General features: G+C 73.8%; 21 protein-coding genes and 1 riboswitch. Of the genes, 12 read left to right on the plus strand and 9 right to left on the minus strand.

The genetic code is table 11. From position 1 onward, the window contains the following. Positions 1-11 precede the first annotated feature (11 nt). The 5 genes from proB (at position 12) to AC4MBH_RS11460 (ending at position 5,806) form a co-directional block, all read left to right on the plus strand. Entirely contained in the window at positions 12-1,121 is a 1,110-nt protein-coding gene (gene proB / locus AC4MBH_RS11440) for a glutamate 5-kinase (RefSeq protein ID WP_491794991.1), read from the plus strand. Beyond that, complete coding sequence (locus tag AC4MBH_RS11445) at positions 1,118-2,080, plus strand: endonuclease/exonuclease/phosphatase family protein (protein ID WP_491794992.1); 963 nt, start codon at positions 1,118-1,120, stop codon at positions 2,078-2,080. The genes proB and AC4MBH_RS11445 overlap by 4 nt, the downstream gene beginning before the upstream one ends. Positions 2,081-2,590: 510 nt before the next feature. Beyond that, positions 2,591-3,727, plus strand: a complete 1,137-nt coding sequence (locus AC4MBH_RS11450) for a cysteine desulfurase family protein (protein WP_491795296.1) — start codon at positions 2,591-2,593, stop codon at positions 3,725-3,727. After that, positions 3,724-4,809, plus strand: coding sequence for a tRNA 2-thiouridine(34) synthase MnmA (gene mnmA, locus AC4MBH_RS11455; RefSeq protein ID WP_491794993.1), 1,086 nt, complete (start codon positions 3,724-3,726; stop codon positions 4,807-4,809). The genes AC4MBH_RS11450 and mnmA overlap by 4 nt, the downstream gene beginning before the upstream one ends. A gap of 7 nt (positions 4,810-4,816) precedes the next feature. After that, on the plus strand, positions 4,817-5,806 hold the full coding sequence (locus tag AC4MBH_RS11460; RefSeq protein ID WP_491794994.1) for a methionine synthase: 990 nt from the start codon (positions 4,817-4,819) through the stop codon (positions 5,804-5,806). A 188-nt stretch (positions 5,807-5,994) separates the two neighbouring features. Here AC4MBH_RS11460 and AC4MBH_RS11465 read toward each other — a convergent pair whose 3' ends face one another. Both AC4MBH_RS11465 and AC4MBH_RS11470 read right to left on the minus strand, forming a co-directional pair. Continuing rightward, positions 5,995-7,608 (minus strand): MFS transporter, encoded by a 1,614-nt coding sequence (locus AC4MBH_RS11465; protein ID WP_491794995.1) that lies wholly within the window; start codon positions 7,606-7,608, stop codon positions 5,995-5,997. After that, positions 7,608-8,249, minus strand: coding sequence for a TetR/AcrR family transcriptional regulator (locus AC4MBH_RS11470; protein WP_491794996.1), 642 nt, complete (start codon positions 8,247-8,249; stop codon positions 7,608-7,610). The genes AC4MBH_RS11465 and AC4MBH_RS11470 overlap by 1 nt, the downstream gene beginning before the upstream one ends. Before the next feature lie 174 nt (positions 8,250-8,423). On the opposite strand from AC4MBH_RS11470, the gene ligA reads away from it, so the two are divergent. The 3 genes from ligA to AC4MBH_RS11485 all read left to right on the plus strand — a co-directional run bounded on the left by ligA (position 8,424) and on the right by AC4MBH_RS11485 (position 11,689). Then, positions 8,424-10,544 (plus strand): NAD-dependent DNA ligase LigA, encoded by a 2,121-nt coding sequence (ligA, locus tag AC4MBH_RS11475; RefSeq protein ID WP_491794997.1) that lies wholly within the window; start codon positions 8,424-8,426, stop codon positions 10,542-10,544. Between the two features lie 91 nt (positions 10,545-10,635). Continuing rightward, positions 10,636-11,073, plus strand: a complete 438-nt coding sequence (locus AC4MBH_RS11480) for a hypothetical protein (protein WP_491794998.1) — start codon at positions 10,636-10,638, stop codon at positions 11,071-11,073. 103 nt (positions 11,074-11,176) lie between these two features. Continuing rightward, a complete protein-coding gene (locus tag AC4MBH_RS11485; RefSeq protein WP_491794999.1) occupies positions 11,177-11,689 on the plus strand; it encodes a MarR family winged helix-turn-helix transcriptional regulator in 513 nt (170 codons plus the stop codon). A gap of 68 nt (positions 11,690-11,757) precedes the next feature. Here the strand turns inward: AC4MBH_RS11485 and AC4MBH_RS11490 are convergent, their stop codons facing one another. Continuing rightward, positions 11,758-12,918: an acyl-CoA dehydrogenase family protein gene (locus AC4MBH_RS11490; RefSeq protein ID WP_491795000.1), complete on the minus strand. Its 1,161-nt coding sequence runs from the start codon at positions 12,916-12,918 to the stop codon at positions 11,758-11,760. A 71-nt stretch (positions 12,919-12,989) separates the two neighbouring features. On the opposite strand from AC4MBH_RS11490, the gene AC4MBH_RS11495 reads away from it, so the two are divergent. Next, on the plus strand, positions 12,990-13,667 hold the full coding sequence (locus AC4MBH_RS11495) for a TetR/AcrR family transcriptional regulator (RefSeq protein WP_491795001.1): 678 nt from the start codon (positions 12,990-12,992) through the stop codon (positions 13,665-13,667). Here the strand turns inward: AC4MBH_RS11495 and wrbA are convergent. The 4 genes from wrbA to AC4MBH_RS11515 form a co-directional block, all read right to left on the minus strand. Beyond that, positions 13,657-14,244 (minus strand): NAD(P)H:quinone oxidoreductase, encoded by a 588-nt coding sequence (wrbA, locus tag AC4MBH_RS11500; RefSeq protein ID WP_491795002.1) that lies wholly within the window; start codon positions 14,242-14,244, stop codon positions 13,657-13,659. The genes AC4MBH_RS11495 and wrbA overlap by 11 nt on opposite strands. A gap of 48 nt (positions 14,245-14,292) precedes the next feature. Further along, positions 14,293-15,003 (minus strand): FAD-binding oxidoreductase, encoded by a 711-nt coding sequence (locus AC4MBH_RS11505; RefSeq protein WP_491795003.1) that lies wholly within the window; start codon positions 15,001-15,003, stop codon positions 14,293-14,295. Next, entirely contained in the window at positions 15,000-15,620 is a 621-nt protein-coding gene (locus tag AC4MBH_RS11510) for a sulfite oxidase-like oxidoreductase (RefSeq protein ID WP_491795004.1), read from the minus strand. The genes AC4MBH_RS11505 and AC4MBH_RS11510 overlap by 4 nt, the downstream gene beginning before the upstream one ends. An 89-nt stretch (positions 15,621-15,709) precedes the next feature. Next, a complete protein-coding gene (locus AC4MBH_RS11515) occupies positions 15,710-16,096 on the minus strand; it encodes a hypothetical protein (RefSeq protein ID WP_491795005.1) in 387 nt (128 codons plus the stop codon). 173 nt (positions 16,097-16,269) lie between these two features. Between AC4MBH_RS11515 and gatC the strand changes: the two genes are divergently transcribed. The 3 genes from gatC to gatB are packed head-to-tail and all read left to right on the plus strand — an operon-like array spanning position 16,270 to position 19,579. After that, positions 16,270-16,569 (plus strand): Asp-tRNA(Asn)/Glu-tRNA(Gln) amidotransferase subunit GatC, encoded by a 300-nt coding sequence (gatC, locus tag AC4MBH_RS11520; protein ID WP_491795006.1) that lies wholly within the window; start codon positions 16,270-16,272, stop codon positions 16,567-16,569. Then, the gene (gatA, locus tag AC4MBH_RS11525; RefSeq protein WP_491795007.1) at positions 16,566-18,089 is read left to right on the plus strand and encodes an Asp-tRNA(Asn)/Glu-tRNA(Gln) amidotransferase subunit GatA; all 1,524 of its coding nucleotides are present in this window, start codon (positions 16,566-16,568) and stop codon (positions 18,087-18,089) included. Before gatC ends, gatA begins: the two co-directional genes overlap by 4 nt. Further along, the gene (gene gatB, locus AC4MBH_RS11530) at positions 18,086-19,579 is read left to right on the plus strand and encodes an Asp-tRNA(Asn)/Glu-tRNA(Gln) amidotransferase subunit GatB (RefSeq protein ID WP_491795008.1); all 1,494 of its coding nucleotides are present in this window, start codon (positions 18,086-18,088) and stop codon (positions 19,577-19,579) included. Before gatA ends, gatB begins: the two co-directional genes overlap by 4 nt. 389 nt (positions 19,580-19,968) lie before the next feature. On the opposite strand, the gene AC4MBH_RS11535 is transcribed toward gatB, so the two are convergent. Both AC4MBH_RS11535 and AC4MBH_RS11540 read right to left on the minus strand, forming a co-directional pair. After that, entirely contained in the window at positions 19,969-21,324 is a 1,356-nt protein-coding gene (locus AC4MBH_RS11535) for an AMP-binding protein (protein WP_491795009.1), read from the minus strand. A gap of 55 nt (positions 21,325-21,379) precedes the next feature. Further along, the gene (locus tag AC4MBH_RS11540) at positions 21,380-21,949 is read right to left on the minus strand and encodes a TetR/AcrR family transcriptional regulator (RefSeq protein WP_491795010.1); all 570 of its coding nucleotides are present in this window, start codon (positions 21,947-21,949) and stop codon (positions 21,380-21,382) included. Positions 21,950-22,047: 98 nt separating this feature from the next. After that, positions 22,048-22,171: riboswitch (cobalamin riboswitch) on the plus strand. Positions 22,172-22,219: the final 48 nt, after the last annotated feature.

Here is a 22,219-nt window from a genome sequence, read left to right on the forward strand (position 1 = left end):
CCGGGGCAGAGGTGAGGGCAGAGGTCACCGACGCCCGCCGCGTCGTGGTCAAGGTCGGCTCGTCGTCGCTGACGACCGGGGCCGGCGGGCTCGACCCTGCCCGGCTGAGCGGCCTCGTCGACGTGCTGGCCGCGTTGCGCGGCCGCGGGGCCGAGGTGGTGCTGGTTTCCTCCGGGGCCATCGCCGCCGGGCTCGCCCCGCTCGGGCTCAAGCGCCGCCCGTCCGGGCTGGCCGCCCAGCAGGCGGCGGCCGCGGTCGGCCAGGGCCTGCTGGTCCACCGCTACACCGACGAGCTCGCGCGCCACGGCATCGTCGCCGGGCAGGTGCTGCTCACCCTCGACGACGTGACGCGCCGCGCCCACTACCGCAACGCCCACCAGACCTTCGCCAAGCTCCTCGAGCTCGGGGTGCTGCCCATCGTCAACGAGAACGACACGGTCGCGACCACCGAGATCCGCTTCGGCGACAACGACCGGCTCGCCGCGCTCGTCGCCCACCTCGTGCACGCCGACCTGCTGGTGCTGCTCTCCGACGTCGACGGCCTGTACGACGGCCCGCCGGCCGACCCCGCCAGCAGGCTGGTCACCGAGGTGACCGCCGAGGCCGACCTCGCGGGGGTGCGCATCGGCGGCACGGGCGCGTCCGGGGTCGGCACGGGTGGCATGCACACCAAGGTCGAGGCGGCCCGGATCGCCACCGGGGCCGGCGTACCCGTCGTGCTCACCTCTGCGGCGCGGGCGGGGGAGGCGCTGGCCGGCGGACCCGTCGGCACCCTGTTCCGGCCCACGGGCCGCAAGCGCCCGACCCGGCAGCTGTGGCTGCGCCACGCCACGGAGGCGGTCGGGGTGCTCACCCTCGACGACGGCGCGGTGCGCGCGGTCGTCGAGCGGCGGGCCTCCCTGCTGGCGGCCGGGATCACCGGGGTGTCGGGGCAGTTCGTGGCCGGCGACCCCGTCGACCTCGCCGGCGCCGACGGGCGACCGGTGGCCCGCGGGCTGGTGAACTTCGACGCCGCCGAGCTGCCCGCGCTGCTCGGCCGGACCAGCCACGACCTCAAGCGCGAGCTCGGCGCCGGCTACGAGCGCGAGGTGGTCCACCGCGACGACCTCGTCGTGCTGTGAGGGCGCTTCGGGCGCTGCTGCTGGCGGCGGCGGTCCTGCTGGTGCTCGGCACCGTGCCGGTCACGGTGTCCCGCGCCGTCGGCTGGACCGGCGACCCCGGGATCGTGCTGACGGCGTTCGCCCCGCTCGGGCTGCTGTCGGCGGCCGCCGCGCTCGGCCTGGCCACCCTCGCGGTCCTCGCGCGCCGTCGTCGGCTCGACGGCGTGGGCCTCGCGGTCGCGGTGGTCGCCAGCGCGCTCGTGCTCGTGCACGCCTCCTGGGTCGCACCGCTGGTGGTGGGCGAGGAGCCCGAGCCAGCCGCCGACGGCGGTGCCGTCACCGTGCTCGCTGCCAACGTGCTCAAGGGCCAGGGCGACGCCGAGCAGCTAGCCGAGGCCGTCCGCGACTCCGGCGCCGACGTGGTCGTGCTCAGCGAGGTGACGGCCGGCTTCCTGGCCGCCGCCGACACGGCCGGTCTTGCCGACCTGCTCCCGCACCGGGCCGGCCAGCCCGGGGAGACCACCGAGGGCACCGTGGTGCTGTCCTCCCGCCGGGTCCGACCGGTGGCCACCGTGGCGACGACGTTCGACTCGATCGTCGTGCGCACCCACGGCCTCACCCTGCTCGGCACCCACCCCGCGCCGCCGACGAGACCGGCCGACTGGCGCCGCGACCAGTCGCTGGTGCTCGCCGCGGCTCAGCAGCACGACGTCGACGTCGTCGCCGGCGACCTCAACGCGACGCTCGACCACCCCACGGTCCGCGACCTCGTCGACGCCGGCTGGCGCTCGGCCGTCGAGCAGGCCAACGACGGCTGGGCGCCGACCTGGCCGGAGTCGGGCAGCCCGCTGCCGCTCGCACTGGTCCAGATAGACCACGTGCTCGTCGACGACGACTGGGCCGTCACCGACACCGGCACCGTCCGGATCGACGGCACCGACCACCGGGCCGTGGTGGCCGAGCTGCGGCCCGCGGCCTGAGGGTCCCGGTGCCACCGTCGCCGTGGTGACCGGCCGGTCCCCGGGCTTCGCGGGCAGAACTGACGGTTCGGGGGTGAAGTTTCGGCCCCGAGGTGCTGGTTTCCCCGGTGCACCGGGGGAATCCCGCACCCGGCGCAGCCCCAGCAGCCACGTAGAGCGCAGCCGCACCACCTCTTGGGCAAGACCTGAACTTCACAGGCAATGCATTGCCCGGGAAGTTCAGACTTCCCCGGCCCACCGGTGAGATCTCGCGCCGCCGACCCGCGCACAACCCCACCACCCACCGACCCCCCACCGAACGGGTGACTGTGACGCACCCGACCTGGGCCGATGCTGGTCACCTGCGGTGGTGCGGTCGCCGCGCCGTACTCTGGAAGGTGCCATGGACAACCCCACGACGATCCCGACCGGTCGCGCCGCGCACCGCGTGACGACCGGGCCGGGGCGACCCCGGTGAGCGCGGTCGAGCGCGGGCGGGTGCACTACCTCGACCACGCCGCGACGACCCCGATGGTGGGGGCTGCGGTCGAGGCGATGACCGCCCACCTGCGTGACGTCGGCAACCCCAGCTCGCTGCACGCCTCCGGGCGGCACGCGCGGCGGGTCGTGGAGGAGTCGCGCGAGACCGTCGCCCAGGCGCTGGACTGCCGGCCCGGCGAGGTGGTCTTCACCTCCGGCGGCACCGAGGCCGACAACCTCGCGATCAAGGGGATCTTCTGGGCCCGGCGCGCGGCCGACCCGCGGCGCACGCGGGTGCTGACCACCGCCGTCGAGCACCACGCGGTCCTCGACGCCGTGCACTGGCTCGCCGACTCCGACGGGGCAGAGGTCGAGCTGCTCGCGGTCGACGCCACCGGTCGGCTCGACCTCGACGCCCTGCGCGCCAGCATCGAGCGCGACCCCGGCTCGGTGGCCGTGGTCTCGGTGATGTGGGCCAACAACGAGGTCGGCACCGTCCAGCCGGTCGCCGAGGTGGTCGAGGTCGCCCACGCCCACGGCATCCCGGTGCACACCGACGCCGTGCAGGCGCTCGGGTCGGTGCCGCTCGGTTTCGCCGCGTCGGGGGTCGACGCGATGACGGTCACCGGGCACAAGGTCGGTGGCCCGTTCGGCGTCGGCGCGCTCGTCGTACGCCGTGAGCTCGACGTGGTCGCGCTCGTGCACGGCGGCGGGCAGGAGCGCGACATCCGCAGCGGCACCATCGACACCCCGGCCATCGCCGCGTTCGCCGCGGCCGTCGAGCTCGCGGTCAAGCACCAGGCCGAGCACGCCGTCCACATCGGGACGCTGCGCGACGACCTGGTCCGCCGCGTGATCGAGGTCGTCCCCGACGCCCACCTCCACGGCGCGCCCCTCGGCGAGGGGCGCCTGCCGGGCAACGCCCACCTCGGCTTCCCCGGCTGCGAGGGCGACTCGCTGCTGATGCTGCTCGACGCCCGCGGCATCGAGTGCTCCACCGGCTCGGCCTGCTCGGCCGGCGTCGCCCAGCCCTCCCACGTCCTGCTGGCGATGGGTTGCGAGGACGAGGCCGCCCGGCACTCCCTGCGGTTCTCCTTCGGCCACACCTCCACGCCCGCCGACGTCGACGCCGTGGTCGAGGCGATCGTGCCGGTCGTCGAGCGCGCCAGCGCCGCCCGCCGGTCATGAGGGTCCTGGCCGCCATGTCGGGCGGCGTCGACTCCGCCGTCGCGGCCGCCCGGGCCGCCGACGCCGGCCACGACGTCACCGGCATCCACCTCGCGCTGTCGCGCAACCCGGCGTCCTACCGCTCCGGCGCACGCGGCTGCTGCACCATCGAGGACAGCAACGACGCGCGCCGCGCCGCCGACGTGATCGGCATCCCCTTCTACGTCTGGGACCTCTCCGAGCGCTTCCACGAGGACGTCGTCGAGGACTTCATGGACGAGTACGCCGCCGGCCGCACCCCCAACCCGTGCCTGCGCTGCAACGAGAAGATCAAGTTCGCCGCGGTCCTCGAGCGCGGCCTGGCCCTGGGCTACGACGCGGTGGCGACCGGCCACTACGCCCAGCTCGTCACCGGCACCGACGGCACGGTCGAGATGCACCGCGCCGTCGACGACGGCAAGGACCAGTCCTACGTGCTCGGCGTGCTCGACCAGCGCCAGCTCGCCCACTCGATGTTCCCGCTGGGCGGGTCGACCAAGGCCGACGTGCGCGCCGAGGCCGCCCGGCGTGGGTTGCTGGTGGCCGACAAGCCCGACAGCCACGACATCTGCTTCGTCGCCGACGGCGACAACGCCGGCTGGCTGCGCGAGAAGCTCGGCGACCGGGCGCCCAACCACGGCGGGCCGATCGTCGACGCCGAGACCGGCGACGAGCTCGGCCGCCACGAGGGCACCTACGGGTTCACCATCGGCCAGCGCAAGGGCCTGCGCATCGGCCGCCCCGCGCCCGACGGCAAGCCGCGGTTCGTGCTCGACATCGAGCCGGTCACGGGCACGGTGACCGTCGGCCCCCACGAGCGGCTCGCCGTGCGCCGGCTGACCGGCGTCCGTCCGCGGTGGTGCGGCACCGTGCCGCGCGTCGTCCGCGGCACCGTCCAGCTGCGCGCCCACGGCGGCGAGCTGCCGGCCACCGTCTCGGTCGCCGGCGACGAGGTGGCCGTCGAGCTGCACGAGCCGGCGTACGGCATCGCGCCCGGGCAGGCGGCCGTCGTCTACGACGGCACCCGCGTGGTCGGCTCGGCGACGATCGCGGCCACCGCGTGAGCGCCCGGTGACGACCGCCACCGGCGTGGGGTCGGTGAGCGGGGAGTCGTTCGCCGAGGCCCAGCGCATCGTCCTCGGCGAGCTCGGCGACCTGCCGCACCTCGTGGAGCTCCCGGCCCGCGGGATCACCGCCGGCATGGTCGGCCGCGCGCTCGCGCTGGTCGCAGACCTCGGCGTCGACCTCCAGCCCGCCGGCTGGCGCCTCACCGACGCCTCCGGCGTCGACCACCGTCGCGCGCGCAGCCTGCTCGCCCAGGACCTCGACGGGCTCGAGGAGCTCACCCAGGACCACACCGGGGCGTTCAAGGTGCAGGTCGCCGGACCCTGGACCCTGGCCGCGACGGTCGAGAAGCCGCGCGGCGACAAGGTGGTCAGCGACCACGGCGCCCGGCGCGACCTGGCCCAGGCCCTCGCCGAGGGCGTGCGGACCCACGTGCGCGACGTACGCCGCCGCGTCAGCGGAGCCGGGCGGCTCGTCGTCCAGGTCGACGAGCCGTCGCTCGCGGCCGTGGTCGGCGGCGGTGTTCCGACGGCGTCCGGCTTCGGCCGCCACCGGTCGGTCCACCCGCCCGAGGCGTCCGAGCACCTCGGCTGGGTGCTGGCTGCGATCGCCGACGAGGGCGCGGAGCCGTGGGTGCACTCGTGCGCCCCCGGGACGCCCCTCGACCTGGTCCGCGGTGCCGGTGCCCGCGGCCTGTCCGTCGACCTGGCGACCGTCGACGCCGCCGGGCACGAGGTGCTGGCCACGATGCTCGAGGCCGGCGAGACCGTCGCGCTCGGCGTCGTGCCCTCCACCGACCCGGCGCCGGTGCCGACCGACACCGAGCTCACCGAGCGCGTGCTCCGGTGGCTCGACATGCTGGGCCTCGACCCGGCGGTCGTCGTCGGGTCGCTCGTCGTGACGCCGTCGTGCGGGTTGGCCGGCGCCTCACCGGCGTGGGTGCGCCGCGCGCTCGAGCTCTCCGCGACCACCGCGCGCAACCTCGGCGACGCCTGACCCTGCCCGTCGCACCTTCGCGGGCAGTCCTGGCGGTTCGGGGCCGAAGTTCTGCCCCCGAGGTGCAGGATTCCCCGGTGCACCGGGGAATCCTGCACCAGTCGGCCCACCCGCCCGACACGACGAACGGCCCGCCACCCCCCACAGGAGCGGGGAGGTGACGGGCCGTCGTACGGCGTGGAGCGGGGTCAGCCCACGTGGACCGGGGCGCCGCCCTCGGGGCCGTCGGTGGCCAGCTCCTCGTGCTTGACGTTGAGGAACGCCCAGATCGCCGCGGAGCCGAGCGCGATCAGCACGGCGCCGACCAGGAAGGCCGCCGTCGCTCCCTCGGTGAAGGAGCCGAGGAACGCCAGGTCCCTGGCGGCGTCGGCCGGGAGGCCCTGGGCGCCCAGGTCGCTGGTGAGGGCCGACTTGGTGCCGTCGGCGTAGTGCAGCGAGACGGTGCCCAGGATCGCCAGGCCGAGCGCGCCGCCGACCTGCTGCATCGTGTTGAGCACGCCCGAGCCGATGCCGGAGTCCTCGGCGCGGAGGTGGTGCACCGCGGTCAGGGTGAGCGGCACGAACACCATGCCCATGCCGACCGACATCAAGACGATGTAGGGGAAGATCGAGGACCAGTAGTTCACGTCGGCGCCCAGGGCGCCCTGGCCGTCGGCCACGGCCAGCAGGGCCTCGGTGCTGCTCGGGACGTCGAGCAGGGAGAAGCCCACCAGCGCGGCGGCGGCCATCAGCGTGCCGATGCCGGCGATGTAGCGCGGGTTGACCCGGTTGACCAGGTTGGACGACAGGGCTGCGCCGACCACGATGCCGAAGGAGAACGGCAGGAACGCGAAGCCCGTGCGCAGCGGGCTGTAGCCCACCACGAGCTGGATGAACAGGCTCAGGAAGTAGAACATCGCGAACATGGCGGCCGGGACGAGCGCCATCACCAGGAAGCTGGTGGCGCGGGTCCGGTTGGCGAAGACCCGGACCGGCAGCAGCGGGTGCTTCACGCGGGACTCGATGATCGCGAACACGGCGAGCAGCACGACACCGGCAGCCAGCGACGCGATGGTCCAGGTGTCACCCCAGCCGTGCGCCTCCTCGCCGGCGCGGCTGAAGCCGTAGACCAGGCCGAGCAGACCGAACGTGCCGGTGATCGCGCCGGGCACGTCGAGCCAGCCCGGGTGCGACTCGGACTCGTTGAGGAAGCGGGGCGCCAGCAGGGCGGCGACGACGCCGATCGGGACGTTGATCAGGAAGGTCCAGCGCCAGCCCTCGAGGCCGAGGATCGGGTCGAGGCCGGTGAGCCAGCCACCGAGGATCAGACCGACCGCCGCGCCGGCGCCGGACATGGCGGCGTACACCGCGAACGCGCGGTTGCGGGCGGGGCCGGCCGGGAAGGTGGTGGTGATCAGCGCGAGGGCGGCGGGGGAGGCGAGCGCCGCACCCAGGCCCTGGAGCCCACGGGAGGCGAGCAGGATGGCCTCGCTCTGGGCGATGCCGCCCAGGAAGGAGGCCAGGGCGAAGATGAGCAGGCCGACCATGAACACCCGACGGCGTCCGTAGAGGTCGCCGAGCCGGCCACCGAGCAGCAGCAGGCCGCCGAAGGCCAGCGCGTAGCCGGTGACGATCCAGGTGAGGTTGGCGTCGTCGATGTTGAGGTCCTCGCCGATGAACGGCAGCGCGATGTTGGCGATGGAGGCGTCGAGGACCACCATCAGCTGCGCCATCGAGATGAGCACCAGCGCCCACCCGAGGTGGAGCTCCCGCTCCGGCTTGTCCGGGGTGGGGGCCACCTCGGTCTTGGTCAGGTCGGTCATCACATGTCTTTCTGGTCGTGGGTGTGGTGGGTGGTGGAGGGCCCGGCCGCGACGGCGGGCAGGATGATCTGGTCGACGACGCGCTCGATCGAGGCGGCGTCGGGCATCTCGCCGAGCAGGAACTGGCGGTGCAGCACGATGCCCGGCAGGGCGGCGGTGACGATGTCGAGGTCGACGTCGGCCCGGACCTCGCCGCGGTCGCGGGCCCGCCGGAACACCTCGATGCTGAGTGCGGCCTTGGGACCGATGAAGTCGCGCCGGAACGCCTCGGCGAAGTCCTGGTCCCGCGCGATCGCGGTGAGCACGCTGGCCAGGATGGCGACCTGTCGCTGGTCGGTCAGGCCGCCCATGCCGCAGAACATGCCGAGCAGGTCGCCGCGCAGCGTGCCCGTGTCGGGGGCCGTCATCGGCTCCTTCTGCGAGATCAGTGCATCGATGACCAGGGCCGCCTTGGTGCTCCACCGCCGGTAGAGCGTGGCCTTGGAGGCGTGGGCCCGCGAGGCCACCGCGTCCATGGTGAGGCGGTCGTAGCCGACGTCGGCGAGGACGTCGAGCGTCGCGTCGAGGATCTCCTGCTCGCGGTCGCCCTCGACGCGGGGTCGGGCGCCGTCGGAGGCGGCCGCGCCGGGGAGGGGTGTCATGGTCGTGGTGTGTCCTTCGTCACTGGATGGAACGGTACCGTTTCGTTCCATCAAGAAGGTACGGACTCGTTTCATTCCCGGCAACCCGAAAAACTTTGCGGCCAGGTGAACTCGCCGCGTCGGGCGGTCCGCTCACCCCTGCCGGCTGTCGGCGGGGCGCGGCAGGATGGGCCCGTGCCCGACCAGACCGCGACCCCCGCCGCCCCCGAGTCCCGCGAGGAGCACCGCGCCCTCAGCGAGCAGGTCGAGGACGCCCGCTGGCGCTACTTCGTGCTCGACGACCCGGCGCTGTCCGACGCCGACTACGACCGGCGGATGCGTCGGCTCCAGGACCTCGAGGAGCAGTTCCCCGAGCTCCGCACGCCCGACTCGCCCACCCAGCAGGTCGGGGGAGCGGTCTCGACCGAGTTCACCGCCGTCGACCACCTGCAACGGATGGAGAGCCTCGACAACGCGTTCTCCGCCGAGGAGCTCGCGTCGTGGCACGCCCGCCTCGGCCGTGACGGGGTGGAGTCGCCGCAGCTGCTGTGCGAGCTCAAGGTCGACGGGCTCGCGATCAACCTGCTCTACGAGTCCGGGCGCCTGGTCCGCGCGCTGACCCGGGGCGACGGCCGTACCGGCGAGGACGTCACCCCCAACGTCAAGACGATCGACGGGGTGCCGCACCGGCTGCGCGCGTCGGCGACGTACCCGGTCCCCGAGCTGGTCGAGGTCCGCGGCGAGGTCTACCTCCCGCGCGCGGCCTTCGACCGGCTCAACGCGTCGATGATCGACGCCGGCAAGCCGATGTTCGCCAACCCGCGCAACGCCGCCGCCGGTTCCCTGCGCCAGAAAGACCCTCGGGTCACGGCCACGCGCGCGCTCGGCATGGTCTGCCACGGCATCGGGGCCCGTCGGGGCTTCGAGCCGGTCGCCCAGTCGACGGCCTACGACGCGTTGCGCGAGTGGGGGCTGTCGATCTCCGAGCAGGTGCGGGTGCTCCCCACGCTCGAGGAGGTCCAGGGCTACATCGCCCACGCCGGGGAGCACCGCCACACGATCGTTCCCTACGAGATCGACGGGGTCGTGGTGAAGGTCGACGACGTGTCGCTGCAGCGCCGTCTGGGCTCCACCAGCCGCGCACCGCGCTGGGCGATCGCGTTCAAGTACCCGCCCGAGGAGGTCAACGCCAGGCTCCTCGAGATCCGCGTCAACATCGGCCGCACCGGACGGGTCACGCCCTACGGGGTCATGGAGCCCACCCTCGTCGCCGGCTCCACGGTCGAGAACGCGACCCTGCACAACTTCTACGAGGTCGAGCGCAAGGACGTCCGACCGGGCGATCCCGGCGACACCGTGATCCTGCGCAAGGCCGGCGACGTGATCCCCGAGATCCTCGGCCCGGTGCTCACCCTGCGCCCCCCGGGCCTGGAGCCGTGGGTGCCGCCCACGACGTGCCCACCCGAGTACGGCGGCTGCGGCACCCCCCTGGTGGAGCAGAAGTCCGGCGACAAGGACCGGCGCTGCCCCAACCACGAGCTCTGCCCGGCCCAGGTGCGCGAGCGGGTCTACCACGTCGCGGGCCGCGGCGCCTTCGACATCGAGGGCCTCGGCTACGAGGCCGCGACCGCGCTGCTGGTCTCCGGGGCGATCGCCAACGAGGGCGACGTCTTCGACCTCGACGCTGACCGGCTCCGCAGGACCCCGCTGTTCACCCGGGCCCCGAAGAAGGGCGAGGAGGGCCCGCAGCTCAACGCCAACGCCCAGCGCCTGCTGGCCAACCTCGACCAGCGCAAGGGCGTGCCGCTCTGGCGGGTGCTCGTCGCGCTGTCGGTGCGGCACGTCGGGCCCACCGCCGCCCGCGCGCTGGCCCAGGAGTTCGGCTCGATGGCCGCGATCCGCGGGGCCACCCGCGAGCAGCTGGCGGCGGCCGAGGGCGTCGGCCCGACGATCGCCGACGCGGTCATCGAGTGGTTCGGCGTGCCCTGGCACGTCACGATCGTCGACGCCTGGGAGGCCGCGGGGGTCGCGATGGCCGACGTGCGCGACGAGACCCTCCCGCGCACGCTCGAGGGCCTGACGATCGTGGTCACCGGGTCGCTCGTCGACTTCAGCCGCGACTCGGCCAAGGAGGCGATCCTGGCCCACGGTGGCAAGGCGTCCGGCTCGGTGTCGAAGAAGACCGACTACCTCGTCGCCGGTGACAACGCCGGCAGCAAGGCCGACAAGGCCGAGCAGCTGGGGGTCCCGGTCCTCGACGAGGACGGGTTCAAGGCCCTGCTCGCCGACGGGCCACCCGCGACCGACGACGAGTGACGGCTGGCCGATCGGTCAGCCCTCGCGTCCGTCCGGGCCAGGAACCGGCGTTCGACCGCGGCGCGGCGGCATCACTGCCACCGTCAGCACCATGACCTCCCTCCCCACGCGCCGTCTCGGCACCGTCCTCGTCTCCTCCGTCGCCGCCGCCGTCGCGGCCGGCACCCTCGCCGCTCCCGCCGGGGCCGCCCCGGCCCGCGACCTCCAGCCGGTGATCAGCCGTTACCAGGCGTCGGTCGACGCGTGCAAGGTCGTGATGGCCGACAGCAACAAGGTGCGCCTGTTCGCCCAGATCGACAACACCCGCAACCGTCCCCGCAACGTCCGGTCCGGCGCGCTCTACGTCGTGCGCGACGGCGACGACACCGGCAAGACCATCCAGCTGCCCCTGACCCGCGGCGGCCAGAAGTCCCGGGTCAAGTCGATCACCTTCGAGACCGGCGGCAGGCTCGAGCTCAACGTCGGCATCGGCACCGGCGCGATGGGCGACGGTGCGACGATCCCGTTCCGGCGCGTCCGCCCCTGCTGACCGCCGCCGCGCAGCTCCACGGGCCCGACGCCCTCGGTCCCGCTGGGACCGGGGGCGTCGTGCCGTCAGCCGGTCTGGTGGGGCCGTCACTACGATGCCTCGGATGAGCACGCCCACCCCCGTCGGCCGCGATCCGATCGCCGAGGCCCGCCGGCAGTGGCGGGCCCACGGTTGGGACGACGCCGCCGACGGCATGGCCGCGGTCACCTCGGTGATGCGCGCCCAGCAGCTGCTGCTCACCCAGATCGACGCCGTGCTGCGCCCGTTCGGGCTGACCTTCGCCCGCTTCGAGCTGCTGCGGCTGCTCAGCTTCGCCTCCGAGCAGCGGATGACGATGCTGCGCGCCGGCCACCGCCTCCAGGTGCACCCCACGTCGCTGACCAGCCTCGCCACGCGGCTCAAGGAGGACGGCCTGGTCGAGCGGGCCGCCAACCCCGACGACGGCCGCTCGGCCATCCTGGTGCTGCTCCCGCCGGGCCTGGCGCTGGTGGAGGAGGCGACCACGGTGCTCAACGAGCAGGTCTTCGAGCAGGTCGGTCTCTCCGCCGACGACATCGCCACGCTGGTCGAGATCCTCGGCCGCTTCCGCGCCGGTCGTGGCGACTTCCCGGGCTGACGGGCCGGTGGGCCGGTCCCGGACGTCCTGGCCCTGGAACCGCCCGACAAGGGGCCATCCCGTCCGGACTAGCGGGCGAGCAGCTGGCGCGCCATCACGACGCGCTGGATCTGGTTGGTGCCCTCGTAGATCTGGGTGATCTTGGCGTCGCGCATCATCCGCTCGGCCGCGAAGTCCTGGGTGTAGCCGGACCCGCCGAGCAGCTGGACGGCGTCGACGGTGATCTCCATCGCGGTGTCGGAGGCGAAGCACTTCGCGGCGGCACCGAAGAACGGGAGGTCGGGGTCGTCGCGCTCGGACTTGGCGGCGGCGACGTAGACCATCTGGCGCGCGGCCTCGAGCTTCATCGCCATGTCGGCGAGCATGAACTGGACGCCCTGGAAGTCGGCGACCCGCTTGCCGAACTGGTGGCGCTGCTTGACGTAGTCGGTCGCGAGGTCGAGGGCGCCCTGGGCGATGCCGACGGCCTGGGCGCCGATCGTGACGCGGGTGTGGTCGAGGGTGCGCAGGGCGAGGGGCAGGCCCGTCCCGGGCTCGCCGATGATCCGGTCGCCGGGGATGCGGACCCGGTCGAGGAGCAGCTCGCGGGTGGGGGAGCCCTTGATGCCGAGCTTGCGCTCCTTCCCGCCGAAGGTGAAGCCGGGGTCGTCCTTCTCGACGACGAACGCGCTCACGCCCTTGCCCCGACCGGCGTCGGGGTCGGTCACGGCGAGCACCGTGTAGAACTGCGAGACGCCGGCCCCGGTGATCCACGCCTTGGTGCCGGTGAGCACCCAGTCGTCGCCGTCGCGCACCGCGCGGGTGCGCATCGCGGCGGTGTCGGAGCCGGCCTCGCGCTCGGACAGCCCGTAGGAGAAGCCCTCGCCGCGGGCGAGCCGCGGCAGGTAGCGGGCCTGGAGGTCCTCGGAGCCGCCCAGGACCACCGGCATCGAGCCAAGCTTGTTGACCGCCGGGATCAGCGACGACGACGCGCACCCGCGGGCGACCTCCTCGATCACGATGCAGGTGGCCAGCGCGTCGGCGCCGACGCCGTCGTACTGCTCGGGCACGTGCGGGGCGTGGAAGTCGGCCGCGACGAGGGCGTCGTGCGCCTCCTGGGGGTAGCGCGCCTGCTCGTCGACCTCGGCGGCGTACGGCGTGACCTTGTTCGCCACCAGGTCGCGCACGGCGTGCCGCAGCTCCTCGTGGTCGTCGCTGGTGCGGAACAGGTCGAACTGCGTGCCGGTCATCTCGGAGCCCCCAGGAACTCGGTATCGTCGCGTTGACACCCAGTCTCACACGGAGCAGGCGGGAACCGCACATGGCTGCACGCGAACCGATGGTCGAGGCGGCGTTCGCGCTCTTCGACGAGCAGGGGTACGACGCCACGACGGTCGAGCAGATCGTCGAGCGGGCCGGGGTGAGCCGCTCGACGTTCTTCCGCGCGTTCGGGTCCAAGGAGGACGTGATCTTCCCCCGGCACGCCGACCTGCAGGCGCGGATCGAGGCCCGCCTGGCCACCGGGTCGGCGACGACGATGCGGGTGGCGGTGACCGAGGCGGCCCGCCTCGTGCTCGACCAGTACGTCGAGGAGGGGCCGCTGGCGCTGAGCCGCTACCGGCTGACCCGCACGGTGCCGGTGCTGCGCGAGCGCGAGGTCGCGAGCATGCTCGGCTACCAGCGGCTCTTCCGCGACCGGCTGCGCGAGTGGCTGCCGGGTCCGCTCGGCGACCTGCACGCCGAGCTGCTCGCGGCCGCGGTCGTCACCGCGCACAACGTGGTGCTGCGGCGCTGGCTGCGCGGCGTCACCGCCGACCCCGGGCCGGAGTTCGACGACGCGATGGACTCGGTCTTCGCGATGACCCGGGACTGGACCCGGGGCCGGGTCCTGGGACAGACCGACGGCGGTGCGCCGTCGCGCACCGCCGTCGTCGTGGTGTCCTCGGACCGCCAGGCCGACGAGGTCGCCGCCCTGGTGGAGCAGGCGCTCAGCCGTTGAGCTTGCCAGCCACCATCAGCACGCGGGTGACCAGGTGGTCCAGCGCCGCGTTGTCGTCGTCGTCGAGGTCGCTGCCGGCGACCTTGCCGACGCCGTAGGGGTTGCCGTCGTTGAACTTCACCGCGTCGGTGTAGCCCGGCGGGACGATGATGCCGCCGAAGTGGGCGAAGGTCGTGTTCATCGCCTCCAGCGTCGTCTCCTGGCCGCCGTGCTTGGTCGAGCTGGAGGTGATCGCCGCGTAGACCTTGTCGGCGAGCTTGCCCTCCTGCCACAGCGGGCCGAGGGTGTCGATGAACGACTGCAGCTGGCTGGTCACGTGGCCGTAGCGGGTGCCGGAGCCGAAGATCGCGGCGTCGGCCCAGGCCAGGTCGTCGGGCTCGGCGACGGGCAGGTCGGCCACCGAGGCGGCGTGCGCGGCCCACGGCTCGACGCTCTGGACGACCTCGTCGGGCGCGGTCTCGCGCACCCGGCGCAGCCGGACCTCCGCGCCCTGGCTCTCGGCGGTCTGCGCGAGGCGCGTCGCCATGGAGTGGATGGTGCCGTAGCTGGAGTAGTAGATGATCGCGAGCTTCGTCATGGGTCCGACGGTAGCCGAGATCGATGAACCTTCAACCACCCCGCGGTGTCAGCCCGTGGCCCCGAACTGCTCCACCCGGATGGCGTCGGCCCGCATCCCCGCCTCGCCCAGCACGCGCGTGGCGAAGGAGGCGAAGCCCACCGAGCCGCACACGTACGCCGCCTCGGCCGGCGTGGGTGTTCCGTCGCCGACGAGGTCACGGACCTCCTCCGGGTACGGCGGCGCGGCGACCCGGCTGCCCAGGTTCTCCCGGGTCAGGGCGACGAACGCGCCGCCCGCGAGCAGCTCCTCGGCGTAGGGCAGCTCGTCGAGGGTGCGGCCGACCGCGACGACCCGCAGCCGGTCGGCCCGGCCGGTGCGGACGGCGTACCGCAGCATCGAGACGATCGGCACGATGCCGCTGCCGCCGCCGATCGCGACGGCCGTGGTGTCGCCGGTCCACGTGAACCAGCCGCCGATCGGCCCCCGCACCTCCAGCACGTCGCCGGGCTCGGCGACGTCGTGGAGGTGACCGGACACCTCGCCGTCGGGCAGCCGCTCGACGAGCAGCTCGACCAGCGGGTCGGCCGGGTCGGAGGCGACGGAGTAGGAGCGCTGGGCGGTGTAGTTGTCGGGCGCGCGCAGGCGGACGACGTAGTGCTGGCCCGGCAGGTGGTCGACGCGGCCGTCGACGTCGAGGCGGATCCGGGCCAGCCGGCCGTCGGGCCGGTCGATCTCGACGACGGTGGCGGTGGTCCAGCTCGTCGCCTCGGTGCTCACGGGTCGCCCTGGTAGCGCTGCTCGAGCCACGGGTCGCCGCGGTCGTGGTAGCCGTTGCTCTCCCAGAAGCCGGGCCGGTCACGCGCCATCAGCTCGAGCCGGGTGACCCACTTGGCCGACTTCCAGAAGTACAGGTGCGGCACCAGCAGCCGCACCGGCCCGCCGTGCTCGTCGCTGAGCGGCTTGCCGTCGGCCTCCCACATCAGCCAGGCCTTGCCGCCGGTGACGTCGGCGAGCGGCAGGTTGGTGGTGTAGCCGGTGGTGCTGTGGGCCATCACGTACGCCGCCTCCGGCAGCGGCCCGGCGGCCTCGAGCAGGGTGTCGACGCTGACGCCCACGAACGTCGTGTCGAACCGGCTCCACGTGGTGACGCAGTGGATGTCGCCGAAGTAGGAGTCGCCCGGCAGCGCCCGCAGCTGCCGCCAGGTCCACGTGGTCGGCGTGCGCGCGAGGCCGTCGACGGTGATGGTCCAGTGCTCGGGGTCGAGGTGCGGCGTGACCTCGGCGGTCAGCGTCGGCCACTCGGCCCCCGCGTCGTACTGGCCGGGCGGGAGGCGGTCGGCTCGGCCGGCGGCCTCGGCCCGGCGCTTGCCGGTGAATCCTCGGGTGACGGGCATGCCACCCATCTTGGCGGGTCCCGCCAGGACGACGACACCCCGCGACCGATCGGTGTCGCGGGTGCGGGGCGGAGGGCCCGGGTGCGCGGTCAGCGCATGACGATGCGGACCGTGCAGCCGCCGGCGGTGCCGACGCGGTTGACGCGCATCGTGAAGACGTCCTTGCCGCGGGTGTTGGGGCGGTTGCGGTCGATCCCGACGTCGCCGTCGTCGTCGGCCCGGCGCACCGTGTTGACGTAGGTCTTCCCGTCCTGCTTGAGCACGACGCGCCACCGCGACCCGGGCCGGGCGTCGTCGATGTCGGCGTCGACCTCGAAGCGGCCGTCGTCGCGCTCGACCTCGAGCTCGAACTTCGCGCCGTCGCAACGGGCGCTCCGCTCGGCGGCCTGGGCCGGGGTGGCGGTGATCGTGGCGAGGGGCGCGGCGAGCAGGGCCGCGGCTCCCACGGTGGCGGTGGCGGCACGCAGGGGTGACATGGGGTGTCCTTCCGGTGGAGGTGCCGCGGCGGTCCCGCCCCGGCGTCGTGGGACCAGCGTGGTGGCCCGCCGTGAGGTCGGGATGAGGTGCGGGTGAAGAAGCTCTCATGTGCGCGGCCGCCGGCGTCCTGGCGCCGTCACGCGACCCGGACGGACGCCCTAGGCTGGGAGGCATGCCTGAGATCACCCGAGACGAGGTCGCGCACCTGGCGACGCTCGCCCGGATCGACCTGGACGACGCCGAGCTCGACCACCTCGCGCCCCAGCTGTCGGTCATCCTCGAGTCCGTGGCCTCGATCAGCGGCGTGGCCGGTGACGACGTGCCCCCGACGTCGCACGCGCTGCCGCTGACCAACGTCTTCCGCGACGACGTCGTGACGCCGTCCCTGACGCCCGAGCAGGCGCTGTCCGGCGCGCCGGCGCAGGAGCAGCAGCGGTTCGCCGTCCCGCGGATCCTGGGTGACGAGCAGTGACCGACCTGATCCGGCGGACCGCCGCCGAGCTGGCCGACGACCTCGCCTCGGGCGCGACCACCTCGGTCGCGCTCACCCAGGCCCACCTCGACCGGATCGCCGAGGTCGACGGCGCGGTGCACGCGTTCCTGCACGTCGACGCCGAGGGCGCGCTCGCGCAGGCCGCCGCCGCCGACGAGCGCCGCGCCGAGGGCGCGACCCGCTCGCTCCTCGACGGCGTCCCGATCGCCGTCAAGGACGTGCTGGCCACCGAGGGCCTGCCCACCACCTGCGGCTCGCGGATCCTCGAGGGCTGGATCCCGCCGTACGACGCCACCGTGGTCGCGCGGGTCAAGGCCGCCGGCCTGCCGATCCTGGGCAAGACCAACATGGACGAGTTCGCGATGGGCTCCTCCACCGAGCACTCCGCCTACGGGCCCACCCACAACCCCTGGGACCTCGGACGCATCCCCGGCGGGTCCGGCGGCGGCTCGGCCGCCGCGGTCGCCGCCTTCGAGGCGCCGCTCGCCCTGGGCACCGACACCGGCGGCTCGATCCGCCAGCCCGGCGCCGTCACCGGCACCGTCGGCGTCAAGCCGACCTACGGCGGGGTCTCCCGCTACGGCCTGGTCGCCCTGGCCAACTCCCTCGACCAGGTCGGCCCGGTCACCCGCACCGTGCTCGACTCCGCCCTGCTGCACGAGGTCATCGGCGGTCACGACCCGCGCGACTCGACCTCGGTCGACCAGCCGATGCCCGACGTCGTCGCGGCTGCCCGCCAGGGTGCCGACGGCGACCTGACCGGCGTCCGGGTGGGCGTGGTGCGTGAGCTGTCCGGCGACGGCTACCAGGACGGCGTCCTCGCGCGGTTCCAGGAGTCCGTCGACCTGATGGTCTCGATGGGCGCCGAGGTCGTCGAGGTGTCGTGCCCGACGTTCGTGCACGCCCTGGCGACCTACTACCTGATCCTGCCGGCCGAGGCCTCCAGCAACCTCGCCAAGTTCGACGCGATGCGCTACGGCCTGCGGGTGCTGCCCGAGGGCATCGATTCGCCGTCTGCGGAGGAGGTCATGCGCGCCACCCGCGACGCCGGTTTCGGCGACGAGGTCAAGCGCCGGATCATCCTCGGCACCTACGCGCTCTCCAGCGGCTACTACGACGCCTACTACGGCCAGGCCCAGAAGGTGCGCACGCTGATCAGCCGCGACTTCGACGCGGCGTTCGCCCAGGCCGACGTCCTCGTCTCGCCGACCGCGCCGACCACGGCGTTCAAGCTGGGGGAGAAGCTCGACGACCCGCTGGCGATGTACCTCAACGACCTCGCCACCATCCCGGCCAACCTCTCCGGCGTCCCCGGCATCTCGGTGCCGAGCGGCCTGGCCGACGAGGACAGCCTCCCCGTCGGCACCCAGGTCCTGGCGCCGGCGCTGGCCGACGACCGGGTCTACCGCGTGGGTGCCGCCCTCGAGGCGGCCCTGACCGACCGCTGGGGCGGGCCGCTGCTCGACCGGGCCCCGGCCCTGAACGGAGGTGCGCGATGACCGCCACGCTGGTCGACTTCGACGACGTGCTGGCGTCCTACGACCCGGCCCTGGGACTCGAGGTCCACGTCGAGCTCAACACCAACACCAAGATGTTCTGCGGGTGCCCCGCGGTCTTCGGCGGTGAGCCCAACACCAACGTCTGCCCGACCTGCCTCGGCCTGCCCGGCGCGATGCCGGTGGTCAACGGCAAGGCCGTCGAGTCGGCGATCCGGATCGGGCTGGCGCTCAACTGCTCGATCGCCGAGTGGTGCCGGTTCGCGCGGAAGAACTACTTCTACCCGGACATGCCGAAGAACTTCCAGACCTCCCAGTACGACGAGCCGATCTGCTTCGACGGGTGGATGGACGTCGACGTCGACGGTGACACCTACCGGGTCGAGATCGAGCGCGCCCACATGGAGGAGGACACCGGCAAGTCGCTGCACGTCGGCGGCGCCACCGGACGCATCCACGGCGCCGACTACTCCCTGGTCGACTACAACCGTGCCGGGATCCCGCTGATCGAGATCGTCACCCGGCCGATCATGGGCGCGGGCGCGAAGGCGCCCGCCGTCGCGCGGGCGTACGTCGCGCAGCTGCGCGACCTGATCGTCGCGCTCGGCGTCTCCGAGGCCCGGATGGACCACGGCAACCTGCGCGCCGACGTCAACCTCTCGCTGGCGCCCAAGGGCACCGCGGGGCTCGGGACGCGGACCGAGACCAAGAACGTCAACTCGTTCCGCTCGGTCGAGCGGGCGGTGCGCTACGAGATGCAGCGCCACGCGGCGGTGCTCGACGGCGGCGGGTCGATCCTGCAGGAGACGCGCCACTGGCACGAGGACACCGGCGTGACCACCTCGGGCCGGGAGAAGTCCGACGCCGAGGACTACCGCTACTTCCCCGAGCCCGACCTGGTGCCGGTCGCGCCGTCACGGGAGTGGGTCGAGGAGCTGCGCGGCACCCTGCCCGACAACCCGACGCAGAAGCGGGCCCGGCTGCAGGCCGAGTGGGGTTTCACCGACCTCGAGATGCGTGACACCGTCGGTGCGGGCGCCTTCGGGCTGGTCGAGGAGACCGTGGCCGCCGGTTGCGCCCCGCAGGCCGCCCGCAAGTGGTGGCTCACCGAGCTGGCCCGCCGCGCCAACGAGTCCGGGGTCGACATCGCCGGCCTCGGCGTCTCGCCGGCCCAGGTTGCCTCCGTCCAGGCCCTCGTCGACGCCGGCACGATCAACGACAAGCTCGCCCGCCAGGTCTTCGACGGCCTGCTCGCCGGCGAGGGCACCCCCGAGGAGATCGTCGAGGCCCGCGGCCTCGCCGTCGTCTCCGACGAGGGCGCCCTCGGCGCCGCGGTCGACAAGGCGATCGAGGCCAACCCCGACGTCGCCCAGAAGATCCGCGACGGCAAGCACGCCGCCGCCGGCGCGCTCATCGGTGCGGTGATGAAGGAGATGCGCGGCCAGGCCGACGCGGCACGGGTGCGTGAGCTGGTGCTGGAGCGCCTGGCCTGACGGTTCCTCGACGCCGACGGTGGTGGAGGAGGTTGCGCTGGCAACCGTCTCGAAACCGCCCGGCGCCTGTGCCTCGCCGGGTCTCGACTCGGGCTCGCTGGCGCTCGCCCGGCTCGACCAGCGTGGGTCGACGACGGTGGTCTCGAGACGGTCGTGGCCGACCTCCTCGACCAACGGTGGTGGAGGAGGTTGCGCTGGCAACCGTCTCGAAACCGCCCGGCGCCTGTGCCTCGCCGGGTCTCGACTCGGGCTCGCTGGCGCTCGCCCGGCTCGACCAGCGGGGGTCGACGACGGTGGTCTCGAGACGGTCGTGGCCGACCTCCTCGACCAACGGTAGGAGGAGGTTGCGCTGGCAACCGTCTCGAAACCACTCGCTCGACCTGCGGCGGTCAGGGGTCGAGGAGGAGGGTCTTCTGGACCTTGCCCATCGCGTTGCGGGGGAGCTCGTCGACGACGACGACGCGGCGGGGGCGCTTGTGCCAGGACAGGCGGGTGGCGACGAGCTCGGTGAGCTCGGCCTCGCGGCCGGCGGCGTCGCCGACGACGTAGGCGACGATCTGCTGGCCGAGGTCGTCGTCGGGTGCGCCGACCACCGCGACCTCGTCGACGGCGGGGTGGTCGAGGAGGACCGCCTCGACCTCGCCGGCGCCGACGCGGTAGCCGCCGGTCTTGATCAGGTCGGTCGACTCGCGGCCGACGATGCGGTGCAGGCCGTCGGTGTCGCGGACGGCGAGGTCGCCCGTGGCGAACCAACCGTCGTCGTCCAGCGCGGCGTCGTCGTGGCCCAGGTAGCCGGTGAAGACCGACGGTCCCCGCACCTCCAGCCGGCCGCCACCCTCCTCGTCGCCCAGCCGGGTCTCGGTGGCGCCGACCGGGCGGCCGACCCACCCGGCCCGCGGTGTCTCGTCGTGGCGGGCGCTGAGCGTGATGCCGGTCTCGGTCATGCCGTAGCGCTCGAGCGGAGCGTGGCCGGTGAGCTCCGCCAACGCCGCGGACGTCGACACCGGTAGCGGCGCGCTCCCCGAGACGAGCAGCCGGGCCCGACGCAGGGCCGCCGCGCTGGCCGGGTCCCTGACGACGCGGTGCCAGACCGTCGGCACGCCGAAGTAGAGCGATCCGCGGGCGGTGGCGTAGGACGCCGGGTCGGGACGCACGGTGTGCACCAGCGGTGAGCCGACGCGCAGGGGACCCAGCACCCCGAGCACCAGGCCGTGGAGGTGGAACAGCGGGAGGCCGTGGACCAGCACGTCGTCCGGCGTCCACGCCCAGGCGTCGGCGAGGCCGTCGAGACAGGCGGCGAGCGAGCGGCCCGTGTGCGGCACGCCCTTGGGCGGGCCGGTCGTGCCGGAGGTGTAGAGCACCAGCGCGGTGGCGTCGAGGTCGGGCGCGACGGGTGCCGCCGCGGTCGAGGGCACCAGCGGCGTCACCCCAGGGGCGAGGTCGGGCGGCCCGGCCCAGGCCGTGGCGCCCGAGTCGCGGAGCACGTGCTCGCGCTCGACGGGCCCGCTGTCGGGCGGCACGGGCACGACGGGCACGCCCGCCAGCAGCCCGCCCACCACGGCGGCCACGGTCTCGACCGAGGCGGTGGCGTGCACGGCCACCGGCCCGTCCAGGTCACGGGCGGCGAGCGCCGTTGCGCAGCGCCCGGCGGCGTCGAGCAGCTCGCTGCGGGAGAGGACCCGGTCGCCGACGGTGACCGCCGTGGCCGAGCCGTCGGCGTCGGGTGCGAGGAGGGCGTCGAGCACGCGGGCACTCTTGCACGCGCGTCGCGGGGTCCCTCCATCTTCACTAACTAATCGATTAGTTAGGAGGCAACCGGCCCGCCCGCCGCGTGGGGGCGGCGAGGGCCGACTCCCAGAGAGGCCGGGCGACCTCGGCCGGAAGCGGCTGCACGGGGCAGCAGACCCGCTGGCGCAGGCCGACGAGCGTCGCGTGCAGCAGCTCGAGGGTGGGGATCGCGAGCCTGGAACGGCGGCTCGCCTCCACGGACTCGCGCAACGCGCCCCGCTCGCGGTCGTCGATGTCGACGACCACGCCCGTGAGGTCGGCGTCGGACCGCGCCAGGGTGGCGAACAGGCGCCAGGTGCGCGCGTCGGCGATCTCCTCGTCGGTGGACGGCAGGAAGGCGACCGGTCCACCGAGGTGGACCTCGGCGACGACCGCGCGCAACCAGCGGTCGCCGACCTCGTGCACGAGGAGCCGCCACAGCCGCGCCCGGTTGTCCCAGCGCTGGGTCAGGGCCGGCCCGGTCACGTTCATCCGGGCTGCGATCGCGCGCACGCTCAGGGCCTCCATGCCGCGCTCCGCGACGACGAGCAGGGCGGCGTTGCACGCGAGGTCGAGGTCTCTCAGGCCGGGACGCAGCAGCACGCCCCCAGCCTGGCCGACCGCCCGCCGACGCGCCGGCGTCCTCCACAGGCCGTCTCGATTACGAGGAGCGGGCCGCGCCGGGAGTAGGCTGCCGCCGAACCATTCATCACGCCCGTGGTGGGGAAAGCCGGTCCGAGTCCGGCGCTGACCCGCAACCGTAGGTGGAACCGTCGCTCGCGGCGGTCCACGAGCCGGAGCACCCGCCACGACGCGTCTCACCACATCGCTGTCGTGGAAAGCAGCGGGTGACCTGACGGCCCTGCCTGGGCC

It is taken from the genome of Nocardioides sp. WJ219 (assembly GCF_058559815.1).

What these genes read in the sequence shown, in the direction of transcription:
- AC4MBH_RS11485 (WP_491794999.1), top strand. Translation starts at nt 11,177, where the DNA reads ATGAGCACGCCCACCCCCGTCGGCCGCGATCCGATCGCCGAGGCCCGC.
- AC4MBH_RS11480 (WP_491794998.1), top strand. Translation starts at nt 10,636, where the DNA reads ATGACCTCCCTCCCCACGCGCCGTCTCGGCACCGTCCTCGTCTCCTCC.
- gatB (WP_491795008.1), top strand. Translation starts at nt 18,086, where the DNA reads ATGACCGCCACGCTGGTCGACTTCGACGACGTGCTGGCGTCCTACGAC.
- gatC (WP_491795006.1), top strand. Translation starts at nt 16,270, where the DNA reads ATGCCTGAGATCACCCGAGACGAGGTCGCGCACCTGGCGACGCTCGCC.
- AC4MBH_RS11515 (WP_491795005.1), bottom strand. Translation starts at nt 16,096, where the DNA reads ATGTCACCCCTGCGTGCCGCCACCGCCACCGTGGGAGCCGCGGCCCTG.
- AC4MBH_RS11470 (WP_491794996.1), bottom strand. Translation starts at nt 8,249, where the DNA reads ATGACACCCCTCCCCGGCGCGGCCGCCTCCGACGGCGCCCGACCCCGC.
- AC4MBH_RS11450 (WP_491795296.1), top strand. Translation starts at nt 2,591, where the DNA reads ATGGTGGGGGCTGCGGTCGAGGCGATGACCGCCCACCTGCGTGACGTC.
- wrbA (WP_491795002.1), bottom strand. Translation starts at nt 14,244, where the DNA reads ATGACGAAGCTCGCGATCATCTACTACTCCAGCTACGGCACCATCCAC.
- AC4MBH_RS11465 (WP_491794995.1), bottom strand. Translation starts at nt 7,608, where the DNA reads ATGACCGACCTGACCAAGACCGAGGTGGCCCCCACCCCGGACAAGCCG.
- AC4MBH_RS11510 (WP_491795004.1), bottom strand. Translation starts at nt 15,620, where the DNA reads ATGCCCGTCACCCGAGGATTCACCGGCAAGCGCCGGGCCGAGGCCGCC.
- AC4MBH_RS11490 (WP_491795000.1), bottom strand. Translation starts at nt 12,918, where the DNA reads ATGACCGGCACGCAGTTCGACCTGTTCCGCACCAGCGACGACCACGAG.
- mnmA (WP_491794993.1), top strand. Translation starts at nt 3,724, where the DNA reads ATGAGGGTCCTGGCCGCCATGTCGGGCGGCGTCGACTCCGCCGTCGCG.
- AC4MBH_RS11495 (WP_491795001.1), top strand. Translation starts at nt 12,990, where the DNA reads ATGGCTGCACGCGAACCGATGGTCGAGGCGGCGTTCGCGCTCTTCGAC.